Raw genomic sequence first — 19,760 nt, forward strand, 5'->3', positions numbered from 1 at the left:
ACCCCTTATCCCGCCAGTTAACAAAAGATAACGCGGCGTCGATTGTCAGACCTTTCCAAACCCCGATAGGATAAGCCAGCTTCCGAAGGGGCTCTAGATTGCGCATTTCAGGACTATGCTCCAGAACAGGCAATCAGCATGAGCACCCTTACGGCGCCCTGAAGGGTTGAACGACCTAACAATAATAATGGGGGAAAGGTCTATGAGTGAGCCTGTCATGGGTGTGGGCAACTGCCGCCCGCCGGCATTGCGCAAAATCGCGTTGCTGGCTACAGCGCTCTCGCTGTTGGGCTGTGCCCTGTGGTCGGTGCCTGTGCTGGCCGCTGCCGCGTCGGCATCCGACGTTGTTTATTCCGTTGAATCGGCCAGGGCCAGCAAGAGCCTGATGCTCGACGTCGTGCACGCCGGCAAGCGCCTGGTGGCCGTTGGCGATCGCGGGCACATCCTGTATTCCGATGACCAGGGCACCACCTGGACCCAGGCCAAGGTGCCAACCCGGCAACTGCTGACCTCGGTGTTCTTCGTCGACGACCAGCATGGCTGGGCGGTCGGCCATGACGCGCAGATCCTCGCCAGTGAAGACGGGGGAGTGACCTGGACCAAACAGTTCGAAGACCTCAAACGTGAATCGCCGCTGCTCGACGTCTGGTTCCAGGACGCCAACAGCGGCTTCGCCGTGGGCGCCTACGGCGCGCTGCTGGCCACGAGCGATGGTGGCAAGCACTGGGAAGATGTCAGCGATCGCCTGGATAACGAAGACCAGTTCCACCTCAATGGCATTGCCGCCGTCAAGGATGCCGGCCTGTTCATCGTGGGCGAGCAGGGCAGCATGTTCCGTTCTGCCGACTGGGGCCAGACCTGGGAAAGACTCGAAGGCCCATACGAAGGCTCGCTGTTTGGCGTGATCGGTACCGCTCAAGCCAACACCCTGTTGGCCTACGGCCTGCGCGGCAATCTGTTTCGCTCCATCGATTTCGGCACCACCTGGGAGCCGGTTGAACTCCAGGCCACCCGTGGCACGCTGGAGTTCGGCTTGTCCGGTGCGACCTTGCTCGACGACGGCTCCATCGTCATCGTCGGCAACGGCGGCAGCGTGGTGCGCAGCACCGACAACGGCGAAACCTTCAGTGTGTTCAATCGCCCTGACCGCATCTCCGTCTCGGCGGTGACAGCGGCGGGCAATGGCAATCTGATTCTGGCAGGACAGGGCGGCGTTCGCGCTACTTCGCTAACCGGCGCCGAGCTGGGCAAATAACAAGAAGGCGGAGCTATGACATCCATGAGTAGTCATCACCAGGACAAGGCGACGTTCCTCGAGCGCCTGATTTTCAACAACCGCCCGGCAGTGATCACGATCTGCCTGCTGGTCAGCATTTTCCTGTTCTGGCAGGCGACGCTGATTCGACCGTCCACCAGTTTCGAAAAGATGATCCCCCTGGAACATCCTTTCATCCAGAAGATGATGGAGCATCGCAACGACCTGGCCAACCTGGGCAACACGGTACGCATTTCCGTCGAAGCCACTGACGGCGACATCTTCTCCAAGGAATACATGGAGACCCTGCGCCAGATCAACGACGAAGTGTTCTACATTTCCGGCGTCGACCGTTCCGGCCTCAAGTCGTTGTGGAGCCCCAGCGTGCGCTGGACCGAGGTGACGGAAGAAGGCTTTGCCGGGGGGGAAGTGATCCCGCAGAGCTACAACGGTTCCCAGGAAAGCCTCGACCTGCTGCGCAACAACGTGCTCAAGTCCGGGCAAGTCGGGCGCCTGGTGGCTAACGACTTCAAGTCCAGCATCGTCGATATCCCGTTGCTGGAGTCCTACCCGGACCCGCAGGACCAGGGCAAGCTGCTGGCCCTGGACTACCGCAAGTTCTCCCACGAACTGGAAGACAAGATCCGCGACAAGTTCGAGAAACAGAACCCCAACGTACAGATCCACATCGTCGGTTTCGCCAAGAAAGTCGGCGACCTGATCGACGGGCTGGTGATGGTGGTAATGTTCTTCGGCGTGGCCTTCGTCATCACCATGATCCTGCTGTACTGGTTCACCAACTGCATGCGCAGCACCGTGGCGGTATTGAGCACGACGCTGGTCGCGGTGGTCTGGCAGCTCGGGTTGATGCACTTCTTCGGCTTCGGGCTTGACCCGTATTCCATGCTGGTACCGTTCCTGATTTTCGCCATCGGGATCTCCCATGGCGTGCAGAAGATCAACGGCATCGCCTTGCAATCGAGCGAGGCGGACAACGCCCTGACCGCTGCGCGGCGCACGTTCCGCCAGTTGTTCCTGCCGGGGATGATCGCGATTCTCGCGGACGCGGTGGGTTTCATCACGCTGTTGATCATCGACATCGGGGTCATTCGCGAGCTGGCGATCGGCGCGTCGATCGGCGTGGCCGTGATCGTGTTTACCAACCTGATCCTGCTGCCAGTGGCTATTTCCTACGTCGGTATCAGCAAGCGCGCCGTGGAGCGCAGCAAGAAGGACGCAAACCGCGAACACCCGTTCTGGCGCCTGCTGTCGAACTTTGCCAGCCCGAAAGTCGCGCCGATCTCGATTGTCCTGGCCCTGATCGCTTTCGGTGGCGGCCTCTGGTACAGCCAAAACCTGAAAATCGGTGATCTCGACCAGGGCGCACCGGAACTGCGTCCGGACTCGCGCTACAACAAGGACAACAACTTCATCATCAGCAATTACTCCACCAGCTCTGATGTATTGGTGGTGATGGTCAAGACCAAGTCCGAGGGCTGCTCGCGCTACGAAGCCATGGCGCCGATCGACGAGCTGATGTGGAAAATGCAGAACACCGAGGGCGTGCAGTCGGCGATCTCGCTGGTGACCGTGTCCAAGCAGATGATCAAGGGCATGAACGAGGGCAACCTGAAATGGGAAACCCTGTCACGTAACCCGGATGTGTTGAACAACTCCATCGCCCGGGCTGATGGGCTGTACAACAACAGCTGCTCCCTGGCGCCGGTATTGGTGTTCCTCAACGACCACAAGGCCGAGACCCTCGACCGCGCGGTGCATGCGGTGCAGGAGTTCGCCAAGGAAAACAATAAGGACGGCCTGGAATTCATCCTGGCGGCCGGCAATGCCGGGATCGAAGCGGCGACCAACGAAGTCATCAAGGAGTCGGAGCTGACCATCCTGATCCTCGTCTACATCTGTGTCGCGACCATGTGCATGATCACTTTCCGTTCCTGGGCGGCGACCTTGTGCATCGTGTTGCCGCTGGTACTGACGTCGGTACTGGGCAACGCCCTGATGGCCTTCATGGGCATCGGCGTGAAAGTGGCAACGCTGCCGGTGGTGGCGCTGGGTGTGGGGATTGGCGTCGACTACGGCATCTACATCTACAGCCGCCTGGAAAGCTTCCTGCGTGCCGGCCTGCCGCTGCAGGAGGCCTACTACCAGACGCTGAAATCCACCGGCAAGGCGGTGCTGTTCACCGGCCTGTGCCTGGCGATTGGCGTGTGCACCTGGATCTTCTCGGCCATCAAGTTCCAGGCCGACATGGGCCTGATGCTGACCTTCATGCTGCTGTGGAACATGTTTGGTGCGCTGTGGCTTCTGCCGGCACTGGCGCGGTTCCTGATCAAGCCGGAGAAACTGGCGGGGCAAAAGGGCAACTCGCTGTTCGCTCACTGATCCATCGCTGAACAAAAAAACCGCAACTCAGGTTGCGGTTTTTTTATGGGCGCCAAGATCAAAAGATCGTCCGAACGCGGCCCGAGCCTTCGGCAGCTCCTACGCAATGTACGACACACCTCTGTAGGAGCTGCCGAAGGCTGCGATCTTTTGATCTTTTGATCTTTTGACTTTGCTCTAAGACAATTCCGTACCGAGCACCACATTCAAAGCACTGCGCGCATCATCCAGTTGCACCAACGTCGCATGCCGCGCCCCCAGCGCATCCCGATTCTCGATCGCCGTCAGAATCGCCTTATGCCGTGGCAATGCCAGCTCATGCAGGTTCGGCCGCTGGTTGGAATGCTTCAACGCTTCGCCAATCGCCACCGACAGCATGTTGCACAGGTTGGCCAGCAGGTCATTGTGGGTGGCGTCGGCGATGCGGCTGTGGAAATCCAGATCCGGTTGCAGCAACGCTTCAGGGGTCGGAGCCGCTTCCATGCGTTGGTACGCCTCGCCGATGGAGGCGATGTCCGCGTCGGTGGCGTGCTGCGCAGCGAGGGCGGCCGCAGCCGGTTCGATAATGCTGCGCACGCTGGTCAGCAGGTCGAAGAATTCATTTTGCGGGCTGCTTTGCATCAGCCAGTGCAGCACATCCGGGTCGAGCATGTGCCATTCCTTGCGCGCCTTCACCACTGTGCCGACTCGCGGCCGGGAATACACCAGGCCCTTGGCGACCAGCACCCGCGTGGCTTCGCGCAATACCGGGCGACTCACCGCATACTCTTCGCACAACAGCGCTTCGGCGGGCAGTTTGTCGTCGGGCTTGAAGCGTCCGGAGACGATCTGCATGCCCAGGTCCTGGACAATGCGCGAATGCATGCTTTTGCGGTCAGAGGGTTTGCGGTAATCCATGGCGAGCGACGCGATCCTGGGCGGGTGGAGGTGTTGCGCATCATAGCAGGCGTGGGGACGGTACTGAGTCAGATGAAGGACCAATGTGTGCGAGCTTGCGCCTGCAGGATGGATGCGCGTGGGCCGCCGTGCCTGGAGGTTTCAAGTTACACATCTGCACGTCGGTCACTTGGAGTTCGAGCGTTTCTTGAAAAAAGCGGCCTGGGCGCTGGCGCTTAATTGCTGTGCCTGTCCGCCGACATGGCTTGCGCACAGGACAGGTCTTGATCAAAGCACACCAAGGCAGGAGAGGCATCATGAATACTGTTAACGCTACGTCGTTGCATGCAACAGGCATTATTAAATTGCCCATGGGGGCGGTCCCTCCGTCGTCTACCGACCTGAGTCTGGAGCTTGTGACGACAGGGAACGGATGTGGCGACGCAGTTAGCGGCTCTGCTTGGGGCGCCCGTCAGCCTGTGACCTTACCCTTCAAGACCAGCGAAACTTCGCAGGAACAGTTGGCGGATTTGCTTCTACGCCACGAGATCTTCCAAAATGAAAGCTCCTCCTCCGACAAGGTTCTGAGCCAATTCCCGTTCTCTCAGCCCGGCTACTTGCTCGCAAAGGACTCTCTCCATTTCTACGTCGAATTGCATCTAAAGGAGCTGGGGGTCGATACCAAGGGTTCACACCGGGCCATCGACGGCATTGTAGAAAAGATGCTCGACGCTCCTTCTGCATTCGAGTTTGTAAAGGTCCTGCAAGGACTCGATAAAAAAATCCAGTCCGGCCATCTGACGCCCAAAGAAGTTATCGAGCGATTTCGGTTCGGAAACTACACGCGCGCAGCGGTTCATCAGCAAGGGGCCTCGTCGCAGGCCCCTTGCTGGAAGCAGAAGATGGAGGCCGTGCATCATTTACTTCTGTCTGTGACGCCGCCGAAGCATAGCGTCGGGATCAACGAGCACCACGCTGGCAACGCCAGCAGCCAACAGATCCAGGGAGCTGTGCATCGGGGTTCGCCTGTACCCGGCTCCGAGGATTCATCCCAGTGGCAGGCCTCTGGCGGGGCACTGACAAAGGAAGGTCCGCGCAAGACGATTGGGAATAAACAACAGACGACTGGTTTCTGGCCGTCCGGGGCTATGGCAGAGGAAATGTCGATCGTAGTTGAAGAAAGTGAACGTGTGTTGCTCCCCAACGTTGCATCGCCGTTATCGGCGTTATCGGCTTTCATTGCAAGAACTGGGGTGAGAATTCGCAATTCGCCCATCGCCTTTACGGTGGGTGCCGGCACTGCTTTAAGTGGCACCGCGTATTGGATATACACACAGAACACGGCCAGTCCGCCGCCTGCTTCCAACGCGGTCCCTGATGTTACTCCGCCTGCCGTTACAGACGTTACAGACGTTGCACGGGAGCGGGATGTACAACAGCGTGGCAACGGGACTTCAGAGAGAGAGAAGTTCAACCATGAGCATCGGCCTTATGAAGGCTACCGACGCATCGACGACAAGGAGAAGGCCGAGCGAGGCCAAAAAACTTCAGAGGTGGATGACCTCAAGCTGCACCCAAAAAAAACCGCGCCTCCCTACACGCCCAGCTAGGAGAAGGACTAGCGACGCGGCGAGAGCCCGGAGGTCGAGGTGCTCAACCGTTAAAAAGTCCGCGCGTAGTGGGGTATCGCACTGATTAATAATCAGCGCGAATACCCGTCAGCTTGAGAGTTTTGGGTTGCCGGGCAACATGATATTCCCATATTGAAACTGCAATGTGGAAGGTGTCTTGTTCGGTACCCACACTCAATATTAGAAGCGCGAAGACGTTAACTGAGACGCCCCCATTACCTGTATTAATGACGCCGTGAAAACCCCTTCTGTCGGCTGTCAGACCGATCCCATAGGCAAGCCTCGCCTCTCCGTATCGATCCAATCCCGTTGGCGCAAAGCCTGCCACAGAATCACACTATTCCAACACTCTTAAAAACGGTTGAGGCTTCGGGTGGCGACTATGTCCGGAATCTTGGGTTACACATCAGCGGGGCGTTCACTTGCGGTTCGAGCGTTTTATGAAAAAAACGGTATGGGCGCTGACGCTTAATCCTGGCCCTGTCCTGTGCGCAGCTTGCCAGTGCACACGATGGGCATTGATCAAGACACCCTCAGAAAGGAGAGACACGATGAAGGCTGTTAACTCTACCCAGTCGAGTCATCCACAGGTCGCTGCTCAGGAGAGGCCTGCGCCTGCGCTGGATAAAGGCTTGAGACGGGTACTCATAGCCACGGAGAACCCTCTCGGCGGTGAAGGGCTGCCCCGCCGTATGGCTGCCGGTTCGCCCTCCAACCAGCGCCCGGCCCCGGTCGTAGAGAGTAGCCCTACCTTGCCAGCACAGACGCGTGAGCTGTTGCAACGTATTAGCGACTATTTCTCGTGGAAAACAGCAGCCAACGAATTTATCGCCGAATTGACCCAAGACCCGAGGGGGAATACCCGCCGGGATGAGCTCGAAAAGGACCTTTTGATTTACAGCGTCGCCAGGACGCTGACGGAGGCAGGGGTTGATCCCACAGATTTGGCGGCGGCCATCAAAGGTCTGGTAGAAAAGATGCGCAGTGCCTCACCCGCGCTGGACTATACGAAAGTGATGCAAGGACTCGTCAACAAAATCCAACAAAGCCACAACACACCTCAACAGGTCATTGAGCAGTTTTCCCTAAAGTCATATGTGCGAGCGGCGTGCCATCAGCTAGGACCTTCGTGTCAGCCCTGGGGCAGGCAGGATGCCATGGTGGCCGCGCTTTATCTGTTCGCCCCTTGCCTGACGAATCAGACCTATAGCGTCGGGACGCATGAGCAGCGTTTTTTCGAGGCCCTGGCGCAGGCGAGCACGCAACCGACGGTGGCCAACGAGCAGATGGTACGTGATCGATATCCGGCGTTCCACGAAGCGGTGAGTCAGTTCACCCCCATGCTGCCTTTCACCCCACTCGCGACAACCACTATTGAGCAACAGGAACGCGAGATCGTACAGGCCCGGATCGAAGAGATTCCGAACACTCGTTGGAAGCCGCGACAGATCAGCCACCTGGTACCTGCTCTTTCTACACAACCGCTGGAAGATGATTGCTCTGCGGCGCGAGGCCGGACATTTTCAAACCTTCCCCACGCCCACGCCGGGGCGCTGACCAACCAAGGTCGGTCGATCAGGATTGCGAACCATCTGACCCCAGCTTTCGGATTTAGTGGAGCCAATGCTGCTCCATCATCATCCAACGATCACATCAACATTCCCATCGAAGGCGAAGACCAGACGCTTCTCCAGCCGGCATCGGACGTAGCGCAGGTATTGCTGGCCGCAGTCCCGGCCCGGGTTGTGCAGCGAAGTCGCCTCACTGCTGCCGCAGCGGTGGGTTTTGCTGCGATTACAGGTGCCCTGTATGCCGGTTACCGTTATCTGTCCCCCCACGCCGCCCCACCCGCGCAGCGTTCCATCGTGCCAGTCAGTGACCGTGAGCAGGAAATCCTGGCATTCCTGCAGCAGGCGCCGCATGTACAGGATAACGGGGCCTGGACCTCGAGCCTGGACGCGCTGCGCGCCTTGCTCGCGCAGACCCCCGAGCCCTCCCGGATCGAGGCGGCGGCGGCTCTGTTGGACGTGGACCTGGGGCGGTACTGCGCCCTGGTCGCGCAGCAGGCTCCCGCAGGCGCGACACGACAAAGGCGCAGCGTGACGGACGAAGCCGCCGAGGTCATCATTCCTGGCCTGGGAGTGGTGACCGTCAGCGAGGTGGTAATAGCCGTGCAGCATGACCAGCAGCGCGCGCAGTTGGAAGATCAGCTCTTCGTCAATCTGCAACAATACTGGCGCAACGACCCGGAAATGCACTGGCTCGAGAGTCAGCCGCAGAGCGAACAGAAATTATGGATCAGTTATGCCGCCGCCTGCCTTGCCAGTAACCGCGCATTGAGCGACGCGCTGCCCACACCCGCGGGACTCTGGCTTGAGCGTGCGCAGTACTACTGGGCGCAACAAGGCCTGCCCGGTCATCCTTATGAATATGAGGTGAGCTTCAATAGCAGTGTGCATGCGGGGCAGCTGCAGGTGCCCATCACCACGCACTTATCGCTGCTGGAGGCCAGCAGGCTCGAGCCTTGGCTTGAGATCACCAATGTCACGGTCTGGCGCGGTGGCCAAGTCTTGACTGCCTCCCGGCAGGATAGCGTCATGGATTTCCAACGGGGTGCAGGCGCCTGGCAGCCGCTGCTTGCTGAAGTGACCGCGCGCCATACCACGCAACGCGCGCAACTCCAGGCGCTGTACAGCCGCAGTCTGGAGGCGGAGCTGCACCGGGATGTGCTTGAAGCCCGGTTCAAGGGAGAGCTATCGGGGCATGGCGCTTATCTCGATGGCGAGCGTATCGTGCTGGACGCCCTTCGCAACGAGCCGGGCGTGCGCACGGGTTTGCTCAGCCTGTCCAAGGGCACCGGCCGACAGGCCGTCTCGGTGAACCTGACGAACTGGTTGGTGTTCGAGCGTGCCGGGGTTCAGGGCGAGAGCGCCGGGGTAGTGCTTTACCGGCCGGACATCCACACCTGGCAGGCGTATAACACCCGCCAGGAACTTTTCCAGGACCTGGATCAGCGTCGCCTGCAACAGCGTCTGCTGGGCGAATTGACTGTCACCACGCAGTCCTCATTCGGTGTTCTGCTCAGAGAAGAAGCGCTGGCGCTGGCAGCACCTGAAGACCGTGCCACCTTACGTCAATTTTTTCAGCGAATCGCCGATAAACCCGCCGTTTGGAGTGAGGCTAGCCTGACGTTCACGCCCTACGCCAAGGGCGACTTTGCGCACAATATCGCTCAATGGGCCAGCGATAAGCTTGCGGTAAACGACCGCCAGCTACGCGAGCAAAAGCAAAGCCCGAGCCTGGCTGCGCGGCAAGCCGAAGCGGTTGCCATCGCAGCGCAGTCGGACGCTTTTAGGGTGGAGCACCTGCCACCTTTGCGCGAGTTTAACCGGCGCCAGGAGAGCGCCAAGCTCACCCGCTTCGTGCACCAGCAAAACCCGCAGGCCAATCAGACACGGGTGGATTCCGACACCGTCTTTATAGACTACAACAACCGCAAGATGACTTTGACCGACTGGGTAGAACAATATCGCGGTCATGGCGACATGCCCTTTGATTTTTCCAGCACCAACGTCACCAGCAATAATTTCCAGAAATACGCCACGCTGGCCGCCGCCGATCCTGCGCTACAGGCCTTGCTCAACACCCCAGCCGTAAAGCAAAGTGTGGAAGCCAACCTGCGTGCCACCTATGCGGGTGATGACTATATTGCGCACGTGCGTGCACTGCTGGATCCGAACACTGAGCACTACGCTATGTTCCAGCAGCTTCGCGTGGCCGAGCAGATCGCAGGCCTGCGCGTGGCGGTACAAATGGCGCATGACAACAAGGAACTGGCACCGGATCAATCGCTCTGGCTTAAAAGTCTGGTCGACAGACTGCCCGGCTCCTTGGCGTGGACTAAAGAGGAAGTGGGCGAGCTAAGCATTCGTGGAACGCGCATCCCCGGTATGTGGGTGCTGTCACGACGTTATCAGGGCGCTCCGGTCAGGCAAGCCGAGGCTCGGCGGGAGAGTTTCGTTTACATGGCCAGCGCCCCGTGGGGCAAGTCGCTCTGGAAGCTCGATGCCAACTTCATCGCCTGGCTGCGCACCGAGCCGTTGCGCGAAGCGGTAGAGCAACGCGTATTGACCGAAGACCGCACGCTCATTGATGAAGCGTTCAAGAGCATGAGTTCGAACAGTTTTCGCACCGCGGTCAGGCCGCTCAGCCATTTTGCCGTGGCCTGTGATCAACTGATTCTGGACATCATCGACAACACCGCAGAGACCACCACCAGCAAAGCCGAGGTTATCCAAAACGAGATCCTCAAAGGGGCACGCTACGCCGCTAGCGGTGCTTGCCTCATCAGTACCGCCGGTATCGGGGCTGCACCCTGCGCACTGCTCACACTCCCGTTGATGGCAAACGATATAAGGAATGTGGTGCAACTCACACGGCGCGGCGAGACTGGCGAGGCGCTGCTGGAGTCGGCTTTTTTGTGGGCCGACACGCTCGATGTCATGCCGGGGTTTAAAGCCGCCCTGGCCGTGGGCAAGGCCAGCCTGGGCATGCGATCCGTCCGGCGTTATGCCGAGGGCCTCACGCCAGGCGGCAGGCCCAATACGCTGTTTTCGCGCCACGACTTAAACCCCACCGATCTGAGCAAGACTAATGCCCCTCGTGCCGAACTCGGCGGCGCCTTCTATCGGCGGGCAGGCAGCGACAAGTGGTACGTCATTGATCGCGAGCTGGGTCAGCAGTGGGTGTTTGAGGTGTATTCCGATAATGGTTGGAGAACGATGCGCATCCGCGATCCGCAGCGGCCATTGGGGCAGGGGATGCCCATTGTTTGGCGTGACGGGAGCTGGCAGTTCGATCCCGGCGGTTTAATGGGCGGAGCTCCGACTGTCGAACAATACCTTCGCAGACCCGGTATGTCGGAAAGTGAATATTACGTGATGCGTGAACACTTTGAAAAGGACGTCAATGATTTTTTTAGCAAACCCCATACCTCTGGCTCAACAGAGTTACCTTCCATCTCAGCCTCGGAAACTCTTGAAACGTTCTTTGATAAAATATACAGCACCCACAAGGGGGTGGTAATAGGTGAACAGCACCGTGAGATGGATACGGTGGTGCTGTATACAACGTTAAAAAAAATGATGGGAAATTTGAAGAAAAACGGTGTAAAAGTTTTGTATGTGGAAATTCCCGTTGATAGTCGAGAAGGGCGGGATATTTTGGAAGCATGGCCTGACGGCAAGGTGAACGCCGGGTTTACGCCAGGCCGTGGGTCTGATATTACAAGGGTTGCAATGATGAATGAAGCTCACGCTCAAGGCATCAGAACTAATCCAGCAGACAGCCTGCTGGCGATGGGCATTAATTTTGACTTGTCAGAAAGTATTGGTCCGCTCGCAGATAACTTAGATCAGGGTATATGGAAGGCGCAGCGCCTCAGACTTTTTAACTACCTGGCAACTTTACAAATCCAAAGTCTCGGTCCGGATGAAAAATGGCTGATGGTGGTAGGTAAGGCACATGTCAAAACACTCGAAGGTGTTCCTGGCGTAGCCGAACTTAACGGTGCTGTGGGAATTGACTTTGAAATTGGTCACTCGCTCTATGCCCCGACCATCAGCGGCGCGACACGTCACGGTGATTTCAAACTTTCAGCTTCTGATAGATATCAGAGCAACTGGGATGCCGACTGATTTTAGCGCCCCTAGATTTATCGTAAAAAGCCGACTTGCTGTTGGCAGTGGGTAAGGATGTGATGTGGCCAGTGCGTGGGCTTTGTGAGGGGGGGATTGCTATTGCGCCATCACAGCGATAGGGCGCCTGCTTGTTTGGAAGTCGGCATCCTTGCTGCGCGCGCCGCAACGGTAACCGCTCCATGAACCCCACATTCAAAACGTCCAGCTGATCCCAGATGCTGTGCTCCCGATGACCTCAAGCTGCACCAAAAAAAACAGCGCCTCCCTACACGCCCAGCTAGGAGAAGGACTAGCGACGCGGCGAGAGCCCGGAGGTCGAGGTGCTCAACCGTTAAAAAGTCCGCGCGTAGTGGGGGTATCGCACTGATTAATAATCAGCGCGAATACCCATCAGCTCGAGCGTGTCGGGTTGCCGGGCAACATGAAATTTCCCATATTGAAACTGCAATGTGGTCGGTGTTTTGTTCGGCACCCACACTCAATGCAAGAAGCGCGAAGGCGCCAACTTGGACGCCTCCATTACCTGCGTTAATTACGCTGTGAACACACCCCGGGTCCGTGGTCGCAATCGCTGACTAACCGCCTCCAGCACATCGCACCCATCGCGCAACGGAATGGCGCAGAGCAGGGCGAAGTCGCTCAGGATGAACGACCCGCACTCGACCGTGCCACGCATGGACAGGTTTTCCAGCACCTGGGTGACGGCGCCGATTCGGAAGATGGCAGAGTCGATCAAAATATCGAGTGGGGCCTGGGTGTCGACGAAAAAGGTCGGCATGTCGTCGCAATTGCTGGTGAGCGGCTTGAAGCGGTTGTCGGGGTAGGGGGCTGGTTTATTATAGGGTGGATCAGGGGTAACTGGCGTCATGGTTTGACTCCTAACGTATGGTAAGGAGCCGCCAAACATTGCTTCCACACAATAGGTGGCGGCCGTACGCAGGTGTGGAAGACCGGGACGTTAGGCACCCGGCGCGCTCGAAAGCGCCCCGCGCACAGCCACCATAAAGCACAGGCCATAAAAAACGCCAAACGGGTAGCGCGTGACGCGCCTAACGATATAAGGGCTTCCACACCCTGTCACTGAATTTGCAGTGACTTGCCGCCATTGCACGCGTTCATCCGGCGCCAGGAAAGTGCCAAGCTCACTCGTTTCATGCAACGGCAAAAACAAAGCGCTCATTCGAGCCATTGGCCAGAACACTTGGCAGTTGGAAGACGGCGTTGTGACATGCCAGGCGGATTTTAGCCTGGATGCCTTGGCAGCATGCGCGCTCTGTGCAAGTTGAAGCCAGGTACAGACTTGAATATGCAGGCCATCAGTGAGGTCCATCAAGGCCGGGTTAACAGGAAGAGAACTGCATGTACGTCAACAAACAAGGGGCTACGGCGATTTTCTGAAGAAATGGTTTATTCACGAGTGGTCAGAACCTCTGACCGAGCATCAAGGGGGGGTGCCTGCCTGGGCCGTAAAATACGCGAAGCCCCCCGCAGTACAGTTGCTGTTCCTTGTCCCGAAACTGCTCAATAGCGGGGCTTTTCCCTGTGAGGCCGCCATCCTGGCTTATGCGAGGGAAATTCGAGGCTGGGATAAAACTGTTCCCTGCGAGGAGCTTAATTATCGGATTACCGAAGGTCTTAATACACCACTTATGTGTAAACATTTGTTCAATCCTGAAACTCTAAAGAAGGCAAAGGAATCGTTATTGATAAAAGATTTCGACATGTTGAGGCATGTAGAAGATTACATGCGGCAGTTCACGTTACCGCAAACGGCGGATGGCGATGTCTTAAAATCGCGTTATTGTCGGACCGAACCCATGGCCACAGGACCCCTGCCTGGGCGGGCAATTACGTGAACCTGGGGTGCTGGAAGGAATACTTAGGGCAGGTGAAGTCAGGGCCGAGCGCTGAGCGCCAGCCGTTTTTGACGCAGGTGCTGGCCGATGGGTGTTTTGGTGGTGACTTCGCTCAAGCTGAAGCGTATCTGTCGAAATTCGCTATTGCCGACCAGGAAGGTGCGCCCAAATGGGAGCTGCTCGAGGAGCTGGTCCTGGATAAACTGCTGGAGGGGGGGCGGTGGGCGGCGCGGCAGTCCAGTGAAGGTCCGCCCCTGGCTGACATAAATCGTTCATAGTTCGTGCTCGGGTCACGCTAAGCTCACGCTTAAGGCATCAGAACTCTTCCAGCGCATGTCAACACACACAAAGGTGTTCCTGGCGTAGCCGAGCTTAACGGCACCGTGGGGATTGACTTTGAAGTTGGTGACGAGCTTATGCCCCGACCATCAGCGGCGCGACACGTCACGGTGATTTAAAACTTTCAGCCGCTGATATATATCCGGTCAACTCGGACTGACTGCGTACATCAGCACGTCGGTGACTTGAGTTTGAGCGTTTTTTGAAAAAAGTTGCCTGGGCGCCTGGCATTTAATCGCGGTGTCTGTCGCTCGTGGAGGTTGCTCCGCACAGGAGCGGACTTGATCAAATCACCTTAACTCAGGAGAGTACCATGAGTAGTGTTAACGGCACGCAGACGAGTATTCGGGGATGCGTTGCCAATGCACGCAAGGAGTTCGGGCCTCAGCGGTGCAATGCCTTGAAGCAGGACCTGGTGGTAACGGCGAACTGTTCCAGCGCTGAAAAGTTGCTTTCGGGGAGCGCTGCCCGCTCGGCCTCGCGCCACGGCTCGGACCGGTTTTCGCGTGACGGTCCGAACCCTGGTAAGGGCCATGCCCCACGCGGTCTCAAAGGTGGGATGTCTGATCCGCTACGAAAACAAAAACTGCAACAGGAGAAAGAGGCCGCGAGGTTGGCGCTTGTTAAGTTCGATAAAAAGTGGGTTCAAGCGTTGGAGTGCTTGGACGGTATCTTGCAGCAGGAACCTATCAGGAGGACTTATTTCGAGCAGGGAAAAGCGCGCAAAAGTCAGGGCCTTGTCGGCGAGTTGAACTATGCGGTTGAAATCCACCATGGCATTAGACGGTTGGATTTGCATGACCCCAAACTTTTTTCTGCATCAAAACAGAGGGACAAAATAGAAGCACATCTTCACGGGTTGCTCAGCCAGGATGCGACCTATCAGTCGATTGGTGATACCTATAAATGGTTAAAACACTCATACACTGAGAGGCTCGAAGATGTGCCTGGATTTAACGATTTAGAGAGATTTCTGCTGGATAAGATGGGTAAGGTGGACCCGATCAAAGAGACTATCGCTGCCCAGAGCGATGTGATTTCTATAATCGAGCGTCTTCGGCATTTTTTGCGAGAAGAGCAAGCTCGTTTAATGAACAAGCTCGATGAGTTACCCAGCCCCACACCGGATAAATCGAGTGTGCGCATCTCAAGCTTTAGCCAGATGTCCAAGCGACTTCCTGGAAAGCCTACCCCATCGAAATCCAAAAAAGCTGCCAGCGCCACGCCGGCCAACCGAATCGATATCAAGACGCCAGCGGATGACTATTCGGGCGCCGTGGTTACCCTGAAGGGCAAGCCACGCTCGGACAATGCTGATGTCGTTGATATTTTGAATAGTCATGGTCAGCGCACGGCAACCTATATCCGTTCGCCTAACCAGCAGCTGTTCTTCAAGTATTCGCCTCCCGACAGGGCCAGTGGTGCTAAAACCGGCGCCAGTAGAGTCAGTTTGAGTGAGTTGTCCGAGCAGATGGACAACCTGTTGTCGGAAGTCGCCGAAGGCGAAAAAATGGCCGAATACACCAGTCGTCAACCTGGGTCGAGTCCCAGGAGCGCATATGATCTTCTTGAGTACCAAGCCAACAGGCTCCGCACCTGCGCCGCCGAAGTCGAAGAGAGCAAGCAGGGGTTCCTCAATGCAGCGGATCGCGAGAGAGCCGGTACCATGGCCCAAATCCTGGAGACTAGAGCGGCGGGTCTTGTCGAGAAAGGGCAACGCATACGCATTAAGCTGATTTTACGCGCCCCGCCGACCCCTGAGCACTTGATGTATTTGAATGATCTCGAGCTACTGCGCATTACCCAGCGAGTGAGAAGGAAGCCCGGTCAGCGCATGGTGTTCGATCCGGTCGAAAATAAGCAGCTCAAACAAACGGACTTCCTGGATGAGTTTGAGATAACGGTCAGCGGCTACCTCTGGGCCTGCGCCCATGTGCATTACCCGGCCGCTGATACACCTGCCGAATCTTTCGCCAAAGCGCATTTGAAACAGCCTGATCAAAGGGGGGCCACAGGGGAGGGTACCCATTACGGTACTTTTTACACCTCACTGTTCAAGAAGATCTTCCTGTAGGACGCCCTTGGCGCCCGTTGCCCAGTGGGGCCAACCCCGTCATCTATGTTCAGCCCCCCAAGGTGCGACGGTCGCGAGCTCACCAGTTGGATTGTGTAGGGTTATTAGGACTTTTGAGTTTTGCACGCGGAATTGTTAATGAGGCAACATCATTCAGACTTCTTTCATATTCTCCAAAATTCAGCCTGCGAGCAGCCTCTTTAATGGCTGTGAATGCGATATTTACTTCCATGCGCTCGTTTCTGGAATACCAGGGCCTGTTGTTTTCGATTGTATTGCCTGCCCGTTCCAGTGCCGTCCGGGCGTGATTGATTTTTTCGATAAGCGATTTTTTCTGCGGTTCGTCATATGCCTTTTTTCGTAATTTATTATCATTGCTTTTTTTATAAAGTTTTTCAGCTTTCTTGCAAAGGAGTCTGCTCTGAGAACAGATCTGTTTTATCTGCTCGCTCGAGATCGGCTTTTGTTTGGCGTGATAGCTTTCAATCATCATATTGAGCTCTCGTCTAGAGTTCGCACAATTATTGATTGAACAGTTCAAGCCGGTATCGTGAGCGCGATACTTGCCAAAACCCACTTTCAAACGTTGAAGTTGTGATTCAATCCTTTCCAGTTGAAAAAATTTTTCATTTAGGTCCCGGATTATATAAACACATTCATTCCCTTTGGCGATTTTCAAGACCTCAGCCTCGCAGTGGCGTCTTAAGTCCAGAATGGCCTGATCAAGCTTGTTTATTTGCTCCCTGGTTTGCATGTGTGATTCATCGCGCGGATCTGATTGTCTTATGGTGTCAACGTCAAAATTAAAAGTTTGACCAAAAAAAACAAACGCTGGGGGTGCCGTCAACTTCTTGCATTGGAAAAAATGAGTAACCTTTTTATATAGCGATGTAGATTTTTGGGAGGAGGGCTGCTCGATCACAGGGGCTAAAGTACTACTAATGTTGTTTACTGATACCAGCAAACCCCGCGCATTGTTTTTGGGAGGGGGCGAGATCGAAAGTTTCGTGGTGTCAGCACGGTGTCGGAAAGTGTTGTTAATGGTGTTGTAGGTTGCTCGCATGCCCGTTGTCATGGCGGCTGGCTCCAAGTATGAATAAATACATTCACGTCACGACTGCTCTCGAGCGCTATGCGTACATATGCTCATCGTCAAGGTCGCTTCTCGCGCAATAAGTTCGTGCACAAGAAAATATCAAGGTCTCTTAAATTTCGCGCTCTTGTGTGAGGTTTTAGGCAGGCTGTCCAGCTCTATAAGTACTTCCTGAACGTAGTTTAACAATTGCTTTAGTTCATGGTATTTTTCGGTGGTTGATGGGGTGTTCTTTATAGTGAGGTTGTCAATCATGCCTTTCAGTTGTTGCTTGCCCTGAAGAAGGTCTTGGGTCAATTGATTTCTTGCGTGGAGTACAGACTCAGCGCCCTTACCCTTGGCGGTCTCAGCGTTCAGCGTACGCCTCAGGTTTTTGGCCTTGTTAATCATCTCGTAGTAAGTCTTTGATATATCTTTTACGGTTAATTGATCTGAAGGCTGGGTTCGATGGGGTAAAGCGCCTTTCTTTATCGGGGCCAGATCGTTTGAAACGTTGCGGGCTGAAAAAGTGCAGCCAGATACGCTTTGGTGTGGCGCAACGTGTTGGCTCGGGGCGAGAGGAGTCGAACTACCACAAGTTGTTCCACGCGCTACGTTGGATGAATTTTCCATGTGTGTTCACTTATTACGGAATACCCATCAACGCTGTGCCTCTCTCTGTTTTTGCGCTTGCATAAAACGCTCACTTATATCGCCAGAGGGGGCGTGTCCGGGCAGTTGGCAGCGCTGTTGAGGGGGCGCAGCATATCGGCATCGCAGCATTGAGGCGGATCACGCGAAGATCATCGGCGCAAAAGCGTTGCAGGCTATCCATGTCTTGGCAGCACCGCCTGCACAAAGCGCTCCATACGCTCCGCCGAGCCCGGGCTGATTCATGTCTGACGAAATTTAGTTAGTCTGATCGGGCTGCATGCGCCTTTTGTGCAAGTCGAAGCCAATGGCAGCACTCAAGATTGCGCGACGACTCTCTTGATCGCGAGAGGACCGATTATTCAGTGACGGGGAGTAGGGTCGGGCTGGACTCACCAAAGTCTGCTTCAGGGAGTTTCAACCATGGATAGCACCAGCGCTGGCAGTGCTGTGTTTAAAGCGCCGGTACCGGTAAACACTCCGGGGCACCAGCAAGGCAACAACAGCGCACCGGGTGGTCAGGGGCGCTTGGTGCATGAAATGCAGGCAAGCCGCACGTCGCCGACGGATATGTCGCCCGTACCATCAAGCCAGGCGTCTACCGTCCGTGAGCGAGTCGGGGCGCCAGCGCTGGAGAATCCCCGCGCTCCGCTTCAGGCGGCCGTTTGTTGCTCCTGCCCCGACGTTCTTGAGCGGCTTGTATTGACGTATTACCCTCGGGAGCATTCTGCGGTCAAGGCGCGAGAATGGCGCGAGTTTGCGGGCGAGCAGGGTGCGTCCAGATTCGCCGATATTCTGTTGCAGTTTTATAACCAGCCAATCTTTCGATCCGTGGCCGCTAACCTCACGCCGTGGCTGGATAAACTGGTGGCCGAGCCGCAGTTACGCAAGGAAGTGTTCCTGCTGTGCGTCGCCGAACGGGGCGGTGCCGAGTTTGTGACGTTCAACCGGATGCACGAAGCAAGCTTGTGGTTCGACGTGAACCGGGGCTTGTACGCCAGCGATCCGGCACGCCTGAAGAGGGACCTGCGCAGCCAGTACCTGCTGCAATTGCTTGAACGCGTTGCAGGGTGTTTCCATCCTGAAGCGACAGTTGATGTGTACCTGAGCCTGGTAGGCAGAGTGAGTAAATGTTTGGGCCTGACAACCTATGCCGGGAGTCTGAGGGTGGGCGCAACCTCACGTTTGACGCCAGGCCAAATCGAGGGGGCGAGGCTCTACGTCGTTGAAAAAGAGAGCGGAACGAACGGTGGTTTCAAGAACTGGCTGGCCAACTTGCCAGAGATGCAGGCGGCATTGAAGCAGCGGTTTGCCGAGCGATTCGATCGGGCGCAGGAACTGTTGCACCAGGCGGTGCTGCTTCCGGATCAGGAAGCGTTAGCGGTTTGTCTCGAACAGCGTTTGGGCGTGCTCAAAGATGATCAGAATGCGATAAGGACCGGTCGCCGCGAGGTGACTGAAACGTTGATCCGGAACCATTATCAACCGATGATCAATGCGTTTTTCAGGAAGGCTTGAGCATTATTTGGCAGGTATGTGTGCGGGCTGCGTCGACAATGGTTGCGGCCGGTAATATCCGGGGCACCTCGCCAGCCGGGTTGTAAAGGAGAAGAACTGCATGGACGTAACTCACAATGCGCGGGGTTCTGGCACGGTTTCAAGAATGGGAGCCCGCAGCACTATTGCTCATCCTGTCGGGCTGACAGCGACCGAGTTGCAGGGGGTGCACATGTCACCCGTCAATGCGTTGGCCAGACCCTATGCGGCGGTCCCCAGCAACCGGGGTGACACCTCGCGCAACTTGAGAGTGCCCCACGCCGTGCCGAGCGCACCCGACACTAGCAACATGTGGTTCCGCAGCGGCGGGTATTATATCCAGGGTCACAAACGGGACATTGCGGTGTATT

The 19,760-nt window shown here is 56.4% G+C and carries 12 protein-coding genes; 8 read left to right on the forward strand and 4 right to left on the reverse strand.

Translation table 11 applies throughout. The features are described 5' to 3' along the window. Window positions 1-202 precede the first annotated feature (202 nt). Window positions 203-1,255 (forward strand): WD40/YVTN/BNR-like repeat-containing protein, encoded by a 1,053-nt coding sequence (locus AAEZ09_RS00455; RefSeq protein ID WP_350597493.1) that lies wholly within the window; start codon window positions 203-205, stop codon window positions 1,253-1,255. Window positions 1,256-1,279: 24 nt separating this feature from the next. Next, window positions 1,280-3,655 (forward strand): efflux RND transporter permease subunit, encoded by a 2,376-nt coding sequence (locus tag AAEZ09_RS00460; RefSeq protein ID WP_502947555.1) that lies wholly within the window; start codon window positions 1,280-1,282, stop codon window positions 3,653-3,655. 177 nt (window positions 3,656-3,832) lie between these two features. Here the strand turns inward: AAEZ09_RS00460 and AAEZ09_RS00465 are convergent, their stop codons facing one another. Continuing rightward, window positions 3,833-4,552 (reverse strand): FadR/GntR family transcriptional regulator, encoded by a 720-nt coding sequence (locus AAEZ09_RS00465; protein WP_350597497.1) that lies wholly within the window; start codon window positions 4,550-4,552, stop codon window positions 3,833-3,835. A gap of 296 nt (window positions 4,553-4,848) precedes the next feature. Here AAEZ09_RS00465 and AAEZ09_RS00470 point away from each other — a divergent pair, with 296 nt between their 5' ends. Together AAEZ09_RS00470 and AAEZ09_RS00475 are read left to right on the forward strand one after the other, a co-directional pair. After that, window positions 4,849-6,141 carry a hypothetical protein gene (locus AAEZ09_RS00470; protein WP_350597500.1) on the forward strand — a complete coding sequence of 431 codons (1,293 nt, stop codon included), beginning with the start codon at window positions 4,849-4,851 and terminating at the stop codon, window positions 6,139-6,141. A 572-nt stretch (window positions 6,142-6,713) separates the two neighbouring features. Further along, entirely contained in the window at window positions 6,714-11,858 is a 5,145-nt protein-coding gene (locus AAEZ09_RS00475; protein WP_350597501.1) for a TraB/GumN family protein, read from the forward strand. Window positions 11,859-12,393: 535 nt separating this feature from the next. Here AAEZ09_RS00475 and AAEZ09_RS00480 read toward each other — a convergent pair. Further along, window positions 12,394-12,729: a hypothetical protein gene (locus AAEZ09_RS00480; RefSeq protein WP_350597504.1), complete on the reverse strand. Its 336-nt coding sequence runs from the start codon at window positions 12,727-12,729 to the stop codon at window positions 12,394-12,396. Window positions 12,730-13,180: 451 nt separating this feature from the next. Between AAEZ09_RS00480 and AAEZ09_RS00485 the strand changes: the two genes are divergently transcribed. From AAEZ09_RS00485 to AAEZ09_RS00495, 3 genes are all read left to right on the forward strand, one after another. Then, entirely contained in the window at window positions 13,181-13,717 is a 537-nt protein-coding gene (locus AAEZ09_RS00485) for a hypothetical protein (protein ID WP_350597506.1), read from the forward strand. A gap of 32 nt (window positions 13,718-13,749) precedes the next feature. Beyond that, window positions 13,750-13,995 carry a hypothetical protein gene (locus tag AAEZ09_RS00490; RefSeq protein ID WP_350597508.1) on the forward strand — a complete coding sequence of 82 codons (246 nt, stop codon included), beginning with the start codon at window positions 13,750-13,752 and terminating at the stop codon, window positions 13,993-13,995. 374 nt (window positions 13,996-14,369) lie between these two features. Then, a complete protein-coding gene (locus AAEZ09_RS00495; RefSeq protein WP_350597510.1) occupies window positions 14,370-16,130 on the forward strand; it encodes a hypothetical protein in 1,761 nt (586 codons plus the stop codon). A gap of 79 nt (window positions 16,131-16,209) precedes the next feature. On the opposite strand, the gene AAEZ09_RS00500 is transcribed toward AAEZ09_RS00495, so the two are convergent. Both AAEZ09_RS00500 and AAEZ09_RS00505 read right to left on the reverse strand, forming a co-directional pair. After that, window positions 16,210-17,205 (reverse strand): hypothetical protein, encoded by a 996-nt coding sequence (locus tag AAEZ09_RS00500; RefSeq protein WP_350597512.1) that lies wholly within the window; start codon window positions 17,203-17,205, stop codon window positions 16,210-16,212. Window positions 17,206-17,325: 120 nt separating this feature from the next. After that, window positions 17,326-17,835 carry a hypothetical protein gene (locus AAEZ09_RS00505; protein ID WP_350597514.1) on the reverse strand — a complete coding sequence of 170 codons (510 nt, stop codon included), beginning with the start codon at window positions 17,833-17,835 and terminating at the stop codon, window positions 17,326-17,328. A gap of 441 nt (window positions 17,836-18,276) precedes the next feature. Between AAEZ09_RS00505 and AAEZ09_RS00510 the strand changes: the two genes are divergently transcribed. Next, the gene (locus AAEZ09_RS00510) at window positions 18,277-19,371 is read left to right on the forward strand and encodes an NEL-type E3 ubiquitin ligase domain-containing protein (protein WP_350597516.1); all 1,095 of its coding nucleotides are present in this window, start codon (window positions 18,277-18,279) and stop codon (window positions 19,369-19,371) included. Window positions 19,372-19,760 lie beyond the last annotated feature (389 nt).

The sequence above is a fragment of the Pseudomonas sp. 65/3-MNA-CIBAN-0223 genome, assembly GCF_040310425.1.
GTDB classification, from domain to species: Bacteria; Pseudomonadota; Gammaproteobacteria; order Pseudomonadales; family Pseudomonadaceae; genus Aquipseudomonas; species Aquipseudomonas gregormendelii.